We start from the raw sequence: 12,678 nt of genomic DNA on the forward strand, positions 1-12,678 counted from the left end.
GACAGGCAGGAGAGATGGCAGGAATTGCAGGCGGCCGAAAAGGAAACGGCAGCGCCCTTTTTCAAAAAAGCATCGTCCCGCCGAGAGACAAGGCGGGACGATCGAAGGCTAGAAAAGCCGGAAGGTTGATTTCTGTGACGGCTGGCGGACACCCGGATCATCCGGCGGACGGCCGAAGAAGGGTTCGACCGGCTTTGCCTCCTTGACCGGCTCCACAGAGCTCGGCTGCGGCCTGACAGTGGCGGGCGCCGGCTGAGGGGCAACGCTCTTGGCCGGCATGGGCTCCGGCGCGGCGGGCGCAGGAACGATTACCGTTTCCGGCACGAGGACCGATTCGCTTGGTGCCGGAACCGCGATGGTCGTGGCGACCACCTCGCCCGGCGCAGGCTCGCGCGCGGGCGGCGGCGGATCGAAGGCCGGAGCCCGATCGGCCGCAAGGGGAGCCGGCGGAACAACCGGGCTGGGCGCCACGGGAGCCGAGGCCGGCGGTGCCGCGACAACCGGGCTTGCCGGCGAGACGGGCGGCTGCGGAACGGGCGGCTGCGGTGCGGGCGAACGCTGGGCGGCGGCAACAGGCGGCAGGCTGCGGATTGCCGCCTCGCCCGGGCTCACCCCGCCTTCCTCGATCGGACCGCTCAGCACATGCACCGGCATCTTCCATTCGAAGGCGTCGAGACGACCCGTGGTCGGAGAAACCGGCAGCCATTCCGGCGAGGCCGTGCCGTCGGCAATCCACGCCGGATCGCGCGGGCTCTTCAGGGCCTGGTTCATCCAGTGGCGCACGCGGCCGTCGTCGCCGGTGTCCGCCTCCTCGATATCGGCCAAGAGCAGGAACACGCTCTCTGTCGGCTGGATCCGGGCTGCCGCCTCCGCCTTTTCGCGAGCGAGCGGCAAGTCGCGGGCCTCGAGCGCGCTTTGCGCCACCACCATCAGCGAGACGGCATTGTTGGGCTTCAGCCCTTCCAGGCGTTTGGCGCGCTTCAGCCGGTCGGCGGCGGAATCGCCGCTGCGGGCCCGCACATAGGTTTCGCCGATTTCCGGATGCGGCGTGTCGCGCCAGATCTTTTCGAGCACCGAGGCCGCCTTGCGCAGATTGTCCTCACGGGCGAGCGCCTTGGCAACGATGATGGCCGCAGGAACCAGTGTCGGATCCAGTTTCAGGGCCGCCTGAGCATCCTCGCGCGCCAGATGGAAGTCGCTGTTCAGCCGCTCCTTGGCACGCGCGGTCAAGAGCACGGCCTTCTTGCGGTCGGCCTCCTTGCGCGCAATGACCTGGCTGGCGCGACTCTGGTCGATCAGCTGGATTGCCTCGTCCCAATGCCCGTCACGGCTGCGTTCGTCGAGCGCGGCCAGCGTGGCCCAGGAAAGCTGCGGAGCCTTTTCCGCCGCCTGCTCGGCATAGTGTCGTGCAGCCTCTTCCGCGCCCAGACGCTTGGCTTCGAGGTACAGACCACGCAGGCCGAGAGCACGGGTTTCGGGATCGGCCGACATCTGCTCGAACTTGCGCCGCGCATCGTCATGCTTGCCTTCGATCAGCGCCGTCTGCGCTTCCAGAAGGTGGATCAGGGGCTCCTGGTCGGCGCGCAGCAGGCCGCGTGCCCGCGTCGTCATCTTGCGGGCGAGAGCGGAATCGCCGGCACCGGCGGCAATGAGCCCGGTCGAGAGGGCCTGGTAGCCCCGGTCGCGCTTGCGCACCCGGAAATGCCGCGCGATCGACTGCGGAGAAACCAGGATGAGGCGGATCAGCCAGACGACGAAGAGGATCGCCGCGATCGTCACCACCAGCATCGTCGCGCCAACCATCAGGCTGGTCTCGATGCGCTGGCCCTGCCAGATCAGGCTCAGCTCGCCGGGTCGGTCTGCCAGCCAGGAGAAGCCTGCGCCAAGGGCAAGGACGATCAACGCGAATACGAGAATGCGGATCATATCCTCTCCCTCAACCCTGGTTCGCCGTGGGGCCGGCGGCCACCGCAGCATCGATCAGACCCTCGACGCGGATGCGCTCGTCGAGTTTCGCCTTGAAGTCCTGCCCGGCGTCCTTGGCCACTTGCGGCAGGCCGTCCCATTCCAGGCTGGCGCCCTTCAGGTCGCCATTGGTCAGGCGGTCCTCGATCCGGGCGATGATCGCACCGGCATCATTGCCTTCGACATTGCCGACCGGCCGCACGCGCACCGCGGAGGCCGCGCTGTCATAAAGACGCGCAAAGACGCTCTGGTTCGGGTCCGCGCCGCGCACGGCAACCATCATCTCGTCGGCAAGGGCCGGAAAATCGCGCGTCAGATCGCTGCGCGAAGGAACGCCGCGGCTCGCCGTTTCCGCAAGGCCGGCGACGGCCGGATCTTCCGGCGAGACGCTCTTCAAGGCATCGAGCTCGGCGAGGAACGGTCCGCCCTTGTCGATCGCGGTCTTCAGCGCCGTGACGGCGACCGCGCGGGCAAGCTTCACGTCGTTCGAGGGTTCCTCAAGCTTCTTCTCCGCCTCGCCGAGACGGGTGGACAGCGCGCTGGTGGTTGAGTCCACCTGCTGGCGCTGCTCGGTCAAGCCTGCCTTCAGCTGCTCGACCTCGCTTTTGAGCTGCTCGAGCCCGGCAGCTTCGCCCTGCCCCGTCGTGCCGATCGTCTGTTCCAGGGCGGCGATCCGCTGCTCCAGCGGCGCCGTGTCGGCGGGGGCGGTCGAGCGGGTCTGAAGCTCGGCCTTCAGCGCGTCGATCTCGCCGCCAAAGTCACGGTCGGTTGCGGCGGTGCTCGCCGGGCCGAGGGCGGGCACGACACCGGCATATTGCAGAACACCGGCGCCGACGAGAGCGACGAGACCACCGAGAATGCCGGCTGCCAGGGCGCCGGAGCGCGACGGCGCACGCACGGGCGGTGTGGTTGCGGACGATGAACCAGGGCTGTCCGGTCCGCTGCGGCTTGAAGCGCTGCTCGCGGCGCCGGAGGATGCGCCGCCCACGGTGCCTGTGGCGCCGGGGCGCGCGGAGGTCGCGCTGCTGCCGGCGGGGCGTGCGGTGGAGGAGGATGATTCTTTGGCAGAAGACTTGGCCGCAGCGGTCGCGCGGTCAGCCTCGGAAGAGGCTCCGGTCCCGGTAAAAGACGGCGCGCTTGTGGCCTTTTCCTCCGCGATCCTGTCCTTGGCGCTCTTGTCCTCGGCGGTCTTGCCCAGCGTCGCCTCGGAGGTCGCCGCTCCGGCAGCCGTCTTGGCAGGCGAAGACGGCACGGACGTGCCGGTTGCAGCGGTCGCGCTGTCCTTCTCGTCCAATTCGGCCGGTGCCGACGTGGCGGGACCCGTGCCGAGAGGCTCGGACGCCGGCGGATCCATCGGCGACGAGCCGGTGGTTGGCGTAGCGCCGGAGACCGGCTTGGAGGCAGCGTCGGGCACGACGGGGGCCACAGGATCGCCGTCCGGCCGATTGGCCGTCAGGTCGATGGTCTTCGGCTCGGTTTCGGGCCTTTTGCGGCGCGGCGGGTTTTCCGGATCCATGCAGTCTTCCTGTCTATGAGGTCAACGGAACAAACCTAGTCACCGACACCCCCCAGGGAAAGACCCTCGCCGTCGATTTGACCGTTCACGACGCGGCGTGTGCATCGAGCAGGTCGAGCAGCGCCCCTTCCTCCGGCCGCAGCGCAACATGCAGACGCCCCATCTCTTTCGGCACGGCGGCCGCAATCGCCGGGCTCAAGCAGAAGATGTCGCAAGGGATTGCAGGCGGCACGCTCAGCGCCTCGAAAAACAGCCGGACCGCTTCGCGCGAATAGAAGAGCACCGCCTCCGGCTGGAGAGCCGCCAGCCGGCCGGCGAGATCACTAGGCAGGACAGGCTGCATGCGATAGATTTCGACGACCTCCAGCGGAACGTCGGCCGATTTGAGAATGGTTTCGAGCGTCGGCAGGCGCGGGGTGCCGGCGAGGTAGAGAAGCGGTGCGCCTCCTCCATGTCGGTCCTGCATGATCATCGCCGCCAGGCCCTCGGCATCGCCGGGGCCGATGCGGCAATCCTTGAAGCCGGCATCGGCCGCCGCCGCCGCCGTCGCGCGCCCGACACAATAGACGGGCAGCGACGAGATATCGGCAGCCACAGCGTTCCCGCCGAGCGCCACGAAGGCTTCGGCGCTGGTGGCGATCAGGGCCGCCGGCTGGCTTTCCGGCCAGGACACAGGGAGAGAGTGGGGTTCGGTGAGCGGCAGGAGGATCGGGTCATGGCCGCGCCGGCGGAGCGCCCGGGCCGTCGCCTCCGCCCCGCGCGCCGGACGCGTCACCAGCACGCGCATGGCGTCAGCCCCAGCTGGCGAAGAAATCGGGGCCGGCTTCAGTGCGAATTGCCTCGCCGGCGCCCGTGCCGATCGCCTCGGCCTCGGCAGCCTCGCCCTCGGCCTCGATTGTGTGGTGACGGCGGCCGTCGGGCGTGAGGATCATGCCGGAAAACCGGATCCGGCCCGCCTCGCTCACCGCATGGCCGGCAATCGGCGTGCGGCAGGAGCCGTCGAGCGCTAAGAGGAAGGCCCGCTCGCAGCTCACCGCTTCGAAGGTCGGCGCATGGTTGACGGCGGCGAGCAGCTCGCTCACCCGTCCGTCGCCCATCCGGCTCTCGATACAGATCGCCCCTTGGGCCGGGGCAGGCGGGAATTCGCGGGGATCGAGGATTTCGGTCGCGGCATCGGCAAGGTTGAGCCGCTTGAGCCCGGCCAGCGCCAGCAGCGTGGCGTGGACCTGGCCGTCCTGCAGCTTGCGCAGACGGGTTTCCACCAGGCCGCGATAGGTGATGACCGAGAGATCGGGCCGCAGGCGGCGGATCAGCGCCTGGCGGCGCAGCGAGGACGAGCCGACGACCGCGCCTTCCGGCAGCGCCATCAGGGTTGGCGCGGCACCGCCGATAAAGGCATCGCGCACATCCTCGCGCGGCAGATAGGCGGAGAGGATCAACCCCTCCGACAGGCGGGTCGGCATGTCCTTGGATGAGTGCACGGCGAAATCGAGCCGGCCGTCCAGCAGCTGGTCCTCGATCTCCTGCGTGAAGAGGCCCTTGCCGCCGATCTCGGCCAGCGACCGGTCGGTGATCCGGTCGCCCGCCGTCGAAAGAACGACGATCTCGAACATCTCGGGCGAGAGGCCGAGCGCCGTGACAAGGCGTGCGCGAACCTCGCTCGCCTGCGCCAGCGCGAGCGGACTGCCGCGGGTGCCGATGCGGAAAGGTTTCGTTTGCATCCCATTCGATCCGTTGTTACCGGAAGCCCCGTGTAAAGAGCTTTGAGCATCATCGCAATCATGTCCCGCCCCCTCACCCTTCTCGGCATCGAGACGAGCTGCGACGAGACGGCCGCTTCAGTCGTGCGCCGTCATGCCGACGGCCGCGGCGAGATCATCGGCGATGTCGTGCTGAGCCAGCTGGACGAGCACAGCCATTATGGCGGCGTCGTGCCGGAAATCGCCGCCCGCGCCCATGTGGAAGCGCTCGACAGCCTGATCGCCGAAGCGCTTTCCCGCGCCGAGACGACGCTGGACGAGATCGACGCCGTGGCGGCGACCAGCGGACCGGGGCTGATCGGCGGTTTGATCGTTGGCCTGATGACCGGCAAGGCCATCGCCCGCGCCCGTGGAAAGCCGCTTTTTGCCATCAATCACCTGGAAGGCCATGCGCTGACGGCGCGACTTACCGACCGGATCGCCTTTCCCTACCTGATGCTGCTCGTTTCCGGCGGGCACACGCAGCTGATCCTGGTCCGGGGCGTCGGCGACTATCAGCGCTGGGGCACGACCATCGACGATGCACTGGGCGAGGCCTTCGACAAGACCGCCAAGCTCCTGGGCCTGCCCTATCCGGGCGGCCCGGCCGTGGAGCGCGCGGCGGCCACCGGCAATCCCGACCGCTTCGATTTGCCGCGGCCGCTGGTCGGCGAGGCACGCCTCGATTTTTCCTTTTCCGGCCTCAAGACCGCGGTGCGCCAGGCGGCCCAGTCGATCGCGCCGGTGGCCGAACAGGACATTGCCGACATCTGCGCCTCGTTCCAGAAGGCGATCGCCCGCACGCTGAAGGACCGGATCGGCCGCGGCCTGACGCGCTTCCGCGAGACGATGACCGCGCCCGACGATGGGCCGGCCCTGGTGGTTGCCGGCGGTGTTGCCGCCAATCAGATGCTGCGCGCCACGCTGTCGGAGCTCTGCGCGCGCCACGGCTTCCGCTTCATCGCCCCGCCGCTGTCGCTCTGCACCGACAATGCGGCGATGATCGCCTGGGCCGGGGCCGAGCGCATGGCGGCAGGACTGGCGCCGGATCCGCTCTCCGTATCGCCGCGCGCCCGCTGGCCGCTGGATTCCACCGCGGAAACGCTGATCGGTTTCGGCAAACGCGGAGCCAAGGCATGAACGGCTTCGATGGGCGGATCGTCGTCGTCGGTGCCGGCGCTTTCGGCACGGCGCTCGCCGCCGTCGCAGCCCGCAGCAGCAAGGCCCAGACGCTCCTGCTCGCTCGCCGCGCCGACGTTGTCGCGGAAATCAACGATCAGCGGACGAGCGATGCCGCCTTGCCGGGCATCGCCTTGCCAGACAGCCTGAAGGCCACGCCCGATCCGACGGTTCTCGAGGGCGCGAAGACCATCCTGTTCGCCATGCCCTCGCAGGCACAGCGTGAGGCCGCGCTCGCGCTTTTGCCCTTCATCGACTCCGATGCGGACGTGATCATCTGCGCCAAGGGGCTGGAGCGGGAAACGGGGCGGCTGCTGACCAGCCTCGTTGAGGAGCTCTTGCCTGGCCGCGCCGTCTCCGTGCTCTCCGGGCCCGGCTTTGCTGCCGATATCGCCCGCGGCCTGCCGACGGCCATGGTGTTGGCCTCTGACGGGACGGAGCGCGCTTCAAGGCTCGCTGCCCTCCTCTCCGGCCCGACCTTCCGTCTCTACCCGTCCGACGACCGGACAGGCGTGCAGCTCGGCGGCGCGCTGAAGAATGTTCTGGCCATTGCCTGCGGCATCGTCGAGGGCGCCGGGCTCGGCGACTCGGCCCGCGCCGCGATGATCGCCCGCGGCCTTGCCGAGCTTTCCCGCCTCGTCGAGGCCAGCGGCGGACGGGGCGACACCGTGCGTGGCCTGTCCGGCCTCGGCGATCTCGTTCTGACTGCGACCAGCCATCAGTCGCGCAATCTGCGCTATGGCATCGCCATCGGCCGCAATGGCGGCATGGGCCCTGCCACCGGCGAACTCGTGGAAGGCGCGCTCGCAGCCGCCGTTGCGGCCGCCCAGGCTCGAGAGCTCGGGATCGACATGCCGTTGACGGCCGCCGTGGCGGCCATCATCGAGGGCGAGCTGGATGTGCGCCGCGCGCTGGAACAGCTGATGTCCCGTCCTTTGACCCAGGAATAGACCAGAAGAGGATTTCGCCATGCTCTACGCCGCACTGTGCACCGACAAGCCGAACGCGCTTCAGATCCGCCTCGACACTCGCCCTGCCCATGTTGCGTTTCTGGACGCGCTGAACGCCAGGGGCATGCTGGCGCTCGCCGGCCCGTTCCTCGGCGAAGACGGCAAGCCCACCGGCAGTCTGGTGATCGTCGAGGCCGAGACGCTGGAGGAGGCGCGCGCCATCTTCGCCGAAGACCCCTATGCCAAGGCCGACCTGTTTGCCGCAGTCGAGGTCAAGGCCTGGAACTGGACCTTCAACAAGCCCGACGCCGGCAAGGGAGCCTGAGGGCCATGGCCTACTGGCTCTACAAATCCGAGCCCTTCAAATGGTCCTGGGCCATGCAGAAGGACGCGGGCAAGGCGGGCACGGAGTGGACCGGTGTCCGCAACTATCTGGCGCGCAATAACATGCGCGCCATGACGATCGGCGACCTTGGTTTCTTCTACCACTCCAACGAGGGGCTGGAGATCGTCGGCATCACAGAAGTCTGTGCCCTGAGCCACCCGGACTCCACCGCCGAAGGCGATGCGCGCTGGGACTGTGTCGACATCCGCGCGGTCTGCGACATGCCCGTGCCTGTGACGCTGAAGGCGATCAAGGCCAATCCGGCCCTGAAGGACATGCAGCTCGTCACCTCCATGCGGCTTTCGGTTCAGGCGGTCACGGAGGCGGAATGGCTGGAGATCTGCAGGATGGGTGGGCTCGACATCCCACCCAGCCCCAAAGCCTGACGCCCCCCTTGAAGACCGACCCCGAGCGCTTCATCCTCGAACATACGAGCCCGAGCGCGCCGCCGCATGTCCCGGAAATCCGGCTGCATCTGGCCAGCGAGGCGCATGATCTCTGGCTGAAGACGGAGGAGGAGCTGGAAGCGATCGGCCTTCCGCCGCCGTTCTGGGCTTTCGCCTGGGCCGGTGGCCAGGGCCTTGCCCGCTTCGTTCTGGACCATCCGCAGCATGTGCGGGGAAAGCGCGTGGTCGATTTCGCCTCCGGTTCGGGGCTGGTGGCGATCGCCGCGCTCAAGGCGGGCGCAGCATCGGTCAACGCCGTCGATATCGACCCTTACGCCCATGCCGCGATCGCGCTCAATGCCGATCTCAACGGCGTGACGGTCGAACGCCACAGCGAGGATGTTCTCGGCCTGCCGCTTGCAGCCGACCTGCTGCTCGCCGGCGATGTCTTCTACGACCGCAGCTTCGCCGACCGGCTGATCCCGTGGTTCGAGGCGCTCGTTCGGACGGGCATTCCGGTGCTCGTCGGCGATCCGGGACGCGCCTATTGCCCCCGCCAGCGCATGCAGCCGCTCGCCACCTACGAAGTCGCGGTGACCCGGGCGCTGGAGGACAGCGAGATCAAGCGCACGACGGTCTGGCGCTTCGGTCTACCGGCCGCGGATGACGCAGACACCGGCCTCGAACGAACATGACCGGTTGTCGCGCCGCGCATCGATGATCTGCGCGCCACGCCGCCGGTTGCTGTAGGTGATCGACCCATCCTCGCCGTAGCGCTGGATCGAGAAATAGCTGCCATTGCCGGGCTCCACCCAGGCTCGGACACCACCCGCATAGGCGCCGCGCCCCGGAATGACGCTCGGATAATCGCTGCCATCGCCATACCAGCCCTGGTAGCCGTCATAGATGCCATCATTGCTGAAGCCGTCATAGCCGCCAACGGGCACCCGACGGCGAACGTCCCGGTTCGACCAGCGCCAGCTGCCCTCGCGATATTCCGGCGGCCAGTCCCGGCGGTCGAAGGAGCGTCCATCGTCCCGGCGGTCGGCATAGCGGCCGTAGCGGTCGCGCGAGCGCAGGTCATAGACACCATCCCGGCTCGCGCTCCTCGCCTCGACCCGGCTTCGGTGGAACCGACGGTCCGAGAACCGGAAGCGCTGGTCGCTGCGAAGGCTCGGGCCATGCGAGGTCGCGTGATGCGAACGGCCGATCAGACGCACGCCGTCGAGATCGGACGCGTCCACCGCGCCGCCGCCTCCCAGACACAGAACCAGACTGAGAACCGCGGCTTTGGCCATGGCGACTGTGACAAATTTTCGCATGTCCCGCTCCGTTAAGATCCTAATGATATCTTAACGCGTAATCTGGACCAGCATCGGCGCAAAGTCACGGGCTCAAGGGGTGCTTTCCCGCCGCATGCTTAATGCTCGAAAAGGGTCCAGCAGATGAGATTTTCGTCTAATCGATTAATTTCCTGTCGCAGCGCAAACAGACTTGTGAAGGGTCCCGTCCCTCAGTAAAGCTCCGGGTCAACCACAATGTCGCGCGACGTCCGCGCATGCTGGCGCCTTTCATCATCGTCTTCGAAAGCCGCTGGCCTTTCCGTGAGGTTCCGATGACGAATGTCACCAAAAATCGGCCGCTTTCGCCGCATCTGCAGATCTACAAGCCGATCCCGACCATGGTCATGTCGATTGTGCATCGCATCACCGGCGGCGCGCTCTATTTCGGCACGATACTGGTTGCCTGGTGGCTGATCGCTGCGGCGAGCGGCCCCGCCTATTACGAGTGGGCAAGCTGGTTCTTCGGCTCGATCATCGGCCAGCTGATCCTGTTCGGCTATACCTGGGCGCTGGTGCATCACATGTTCGGTGGCTTGCGCCATTTCATGTGGGACCTCGGTTATGGCTACGAGAAGGAATTCTCGACCAAACTCGCCATTGCCAATGCGGTCGGCTCCATCACCGTGACGATCCTGCTCTGGATCGTCGGCTACATCATCCGCTGAGGAGGCGCGACCCATGGATATGCGTACACCACTCGGCAAGGTCCGCGGCCTCGGCTCCGCCAGGGAAGGCACCGAGCATTTCTGGCGCCAGCGCCTGACGGGCGTCGCCAATGTGCCGCTGATCACCTTCTTCATCCTCTTCCTGCTCACCCATGCCGGCGCGCCCTATCCGGAGCTGATCGCCTCGCTCTCCAACCCCTTCGTGGCGGTGGTCATGGGCCTGGTCGTGCTCTCCGCGCTGATCCATATGCGCATCGGCATGCAGGTCATCATCGAGGACTATGTCCACGCCGAGGGCATCAAGGTCGTCCTCCTCATCCTCAACACATTCTTCCCGATCGTGGTTGGCGGCCTCTGTCTCTTCGCCATCCTCAAGGTCGCCTTTGCAGGATAAACCCATGGCATCGACTTCATCGCCGGCTCTGAACGGCAAGGCCTACACCTATGTCGACCATTCCTATGACGTGATCGTCGTCGGCGCCGGCGGCGCCGGGCTGCGGGCCACGCTCGGCATGGCCGAGCAGGGCTTCAAGACGGCCTGCATCACCAAGGTCTTCCCCACCCGCTCGCATACGGTCGCGGCACAGGGCGGCATCGCCGCCTCGCTGACCAACATGACGCCCGACTGCTGGCAGTGGCACCTCTACGACACCGTCAAGGGCTCCGACTGGCTGGGCGATGTCGACGCCATGCAATATCTCGCCATGGAAGCGCCCAAGGCGGTCTATGAGCTCGAGCATTACGGCGTCCCCTTCTCGCGCAACGAGGAAGGCAAGATCTATCAGCGCCCCTTCGGCGGCCACATGCAGAACTATGGCGAAGGCCCGCCGGTGCAGCGCACCTGCGCCGCCGCCGACCGCACGGGCCACGCGATCCTGCACACGCTCTACGGCCAGTCGCTGCGCAACAATGCCGAGTTCTTCATCGAATACTTCGCGCTCGATCTGATCATGGCGCCGGATGGCCGCTGCACCGGCGTTGTCGCCTGGTGCCTGGATGATGGCTCGATCCACCGCTTCAGCGCCAAGATGGTGGTTCTGGCGACCGGCGGCTATGGCCGCGCCTACTTCTCGGCCACCTCCGCCCATACCTGCACCGGCGATGGCGGCGGCATGATCGCGCGCGCCGGCCTGCCGCTGCAGGACATGGAATTCGTCCAGTTCCACCCGACCGGCATCTATGGCGCCGGCTGCCTGATCACCGAAGGCGCGCGCGGCGAAGGCGGCTATCTCGTCAATTCCGAAGGCGAGCGCTTTATGGAGCGCTACGCGCCCTCCGCGAAGGATCTCGCCTCGCGCGATGTCGTCTCGCGCTGCATGACGATGGAAATCCGCGAAGGCCGCGGCGTCGGCAAGAGCAAGGACCACATCTTCCTGCATCTCGACCATCTCGACCCGGCCGTCCTGCATGAGCGCCTGCCCGGCATTTCCGAAAGCGCTAAGATCTTCGCCGGCGTCGACGTGACGCGCGAGCCGATCCCGGTCCTGCCAACCGTGCATTACAATATGGGCGGCATTCCCACCAATTTCTGGGGCGAGGTGCTGAACGCCGATGGCGCCAATCCGGAACGTATCGCGCCCGGCCTGATGGCGGTCGGCGAAGCCGGCTGCGCCTCGGTGCACGGCGCCAACCGCCTCGGCTCGAACTCGCTGATCGACCTCGTGGTCTTCGGCCGCGCCGCGGCGATCCGTGCCGCGGAGGTGATCGACCGGGCCAGCGCCGTGCCGACGCTTGATACGGCCGCCTGTGACCGGATCATGGCTCGCTTTGACGGTCTGCGCCACTCGAGCGGCAGCACGCCGACGGCGGTGCTGCGCGAAAAGATGCAGCGCACGATGCAGGAAGACGCCGCCGTGTTCCGCACCCAGGAATCGCTCGAAAGCGGCTGCCGCCGCATGGACGCGATCTGGAAGGAAATGCCCGACATCAAGGTCACCGACCGTTCGATGATCTGGAACTCCGACCTTGTGGAAACGCTGGAGCTGCACAATCTGATGGCCAATGCAATCACCACGATCTACGGCGCGGAAGCGCGCAAGGAGAGCCGTGGCTCGCATGCCCGCGAAGACTTCACGACCGGCCCCTTCGCCGGCCGCGACGACGAGAACTGGCGCAAGCACACGCTGTCCTGGGTGGACGACTCGGGCACCGTAAAGCTCGACTATCGCCCGGTGCACACGGAGCTGATCGCCGAGGGCATCGATCCGCAGAAGATCGCGCCGAAGGCTCGGGTTTATTGAACAGGTAGACGGCAAGGACCGATTGATTGAGGACAAGCATCATGGGCGACATGCGCATCACACTTGATGAGGCATTGCTGGTGCTGATTGAGAAGCGGGCGCGTTTGCAGAACCATTCGGTCGAGGATGAGGTTATCGAGCTGCTCAGGAAAGGCGTTGAGAAGCCGCGGGAGGAGACTCTCTACGAAGCTTCAATTCGCATTACGGCGATGACGCCCAGAGACGTTCAGCAGACCGACTCGCTCGAGATGCTGCGCGAAGACCGCGCACGGTGACATTGGCGGATGCCGTTGCCCGCTTTGCAACGGGA

14 protein-coding genes are annotated in these 12,678 nt (G+C 66.9%); 9 read left to right on the forward strand and 5 right to left on the reverse strand.

Going from position 1 to position 12,678, the window contains the following annotated elements:
• Positions 1–108 precede the first annotated feature (108 nt).
• From U8330_RS17440 to hemC, 4 genes are all read right to left on the reverse strand, one after another.
• The gene (locus U8330_RS17440) at positions 109–1,926 is read right to left on the reverse strand and encodes a heme biosynthesis protein HemY (RefSeq protein WP_323106508.1); all 1,818 of its coding nucleotides are present in this window, start codon (positions 1,924–1,926) and stop codon (positions 109–111) included.
• A gap of 10 nt (positions 1,927–1,936) precedes the next feature.
• Positions 1,937–3,481: a COG4223 family protein gene (locus U8330_RS17445; protein WP_323106509.1), complete on the reverse strand. Its 1,545-nt coding sequence runs from the start codon at positions 3,479–3,481 to the stop codon at positions 1,937–1,939.
• Between the two features lie 85 nt (positions 3,482–3,566).
• Positions 3,567–4,268, reverse strand: coding sequence for a uroporphyrinogen-III synthase (locus U8330_RS17450; RefSeq protein WP_323106510.1), 702 nt, complete (start codon positions 4,266–4,268; stop codon positions 3,567–3,569).
• 4 nt (positions 4,269–4,272) lie between these two features.
• On the reverse strand, positions 4,273–5,202 hold the full coding sequence (hemC, locus tag U8330_RS17455) for a hydroxymethylbilane synthase (RefSeq protein ID WP_323106511.1): 930 nt from the start codon (positions 5,200–5,202) through the stop codon (positions 4,273–4,275).
• Between the two features lie 60 nt (positions 5,203–5,262).
• Here hemC and tsaD point away from each other — a divergent pair, with 60 nt between their 5' ends.
• From tsaD to U8330_RS17480, 5 genes are read left to right on the forward strand one after another with little or no spacing between them, the layout of a single operon-like run.
• The gene (gene tsaD, locus U8330_RS17460; RefSeq protein ID WP_323106512.1) at positions 5,263–6,360 is read left to right on the forward strand and encodes a tRNA (adenosine(37)-N6)-threonylcarbamoyltransferase complex transferase subunit TsaD; all 1,098 of its coding nucleotides are present in this window, start codon (positions 5,263–5,265) and stop codon (positions 6,358–6,360) included.
• Positions 6,357–7,349, forward strand: coding sequence for an NAD(P)H-dependent glycerol-3-phosphate dehydrogenase (locus U8330_RS17465; protein WP_323106513.1), 993 nt, complete (start codon positions 6,357–6,359; stop codon positions 7,347–7,349). The genes tsaD and U8330_RS17465 overlap by 4 nt, the downstream gene beginning before the upstream one ends.
• Positions 7,350–7,368: 19 nt before the next feature.
• Positions 7,369–7,674 (forward strand): YciI-like protein, encoded by a 306-nt coding sequence (locus U8330_RS17470; protein WP_323106514.1) that lies wholly within the window; start codon positions 7,369–7,371, stop codon positions 7,672–7,674.
• A gap of 5 nt (positions 7,675–7,679) precedes the next feature.
• Positions 7,680–8,120, forward strand: coding sequence for an EVE domain-containing protein (locus tag U8330_RS17475; RefSeq protein ID WP_323106515.1), 441 nt, complete (start codon positions 7,680–7,682; stop codon positions 8,118–8,120).
• A gap of 8 nt (positions 8,121–8,128) precedes the next feature.
• Entirely contained in the window at positions 8,129–8,815 is a 687-nt protein-coding gene (locus U8330_RS17480; protein WP_323107340.1) for a methyltransferase, read from the forward strand.
• On the opposite strand, the gene U8330_RS17485 is transcribed toward U8330_RS17480, so the two are convergent.
• Positions 8,771–9,442: a hypothetical protein gene (locus tag U8330_RS17485; protein WP_323106516.1), complete on the reverse strand. Its 672-nt coding sequence runs from the start codon at positions 9,440–9,442 to the stop codon at positions 8,771–8,773. The two genes, U8330_RS17480 and U8330_RS17485, sit on opposite strands and share 45 nt — an antisense overlap.
• Before the next feature lie 293 nt (positions 9,443–9,735).
• On the opposite strand from U8330_RS17485, the gene sdhC reads away from it, so the two are divergent.
• Genes sdhC through U8330_RS17505 form a run of 4 tightly spaced genes read left to right on the forward strand, consistent with a single transcriptional unit; the run spans position 9,736 to position 12,643 of the window.
• Positions 9,736–10,128 carry a succinate dehydrogenase, cytochrome b556 subunit gene (sdhC, locus tag U8330_RS17490; protein WP_323106517.1) on the forward strand — a complete coding sequence of 131 codons (393 nt, stop codon included), beginning with the start codon at positions 9,736–9,738 and terminating at the stop codon, positions 10,126–10,128.
• 13 nt (positions 10,129–10,141) lie between these two features.
• A complete protein-coding gene (sdhD, locus tag U8330_RS17495) occupies positions 10,142–10,522 on the forward strand; it encodes a succinate dehydrogenase, hydrophobic membrane anchor protein (RefSeq protein ID WP_323106518.1) in 381 nt (126 codons plus the stop codon).
• A gap of 4 nt (positions 10,523–10,526) precedes the next feature.
• Entirely contained in the window at positions 10,527–12,368 is a 1,842-nt protein-coding gene (gene sdhA, locus U8330_RS17500; RefSeq protein WP_323106519.1) for a succinate dehydrogenase flavoprotein subunit, read from the forward strand.
• 41 nt (positions 12,369–12,409) lie between these two features.
• Positions 12,410–12,643, forward strand: a complete 234-nt coding sequence (locus U8330_RS17505) for a hypothetical protein (RefSeq protein WP_323106521.1) — start codon at positions 12,410–12,412, stop codon at positions 12,641–12,643.
• Positions 12,644–12,678: the final 35 nt, after the last annotated feature.

Source organism: Rhizobium sp. CC-YZS058, assembly GCF_034720595.1.
GTDB lineage: Bacteria > Pseudomonadota > Alphaproteobacteria > Rhizobiales > Rhizobiaceae > Ferranicluibacter.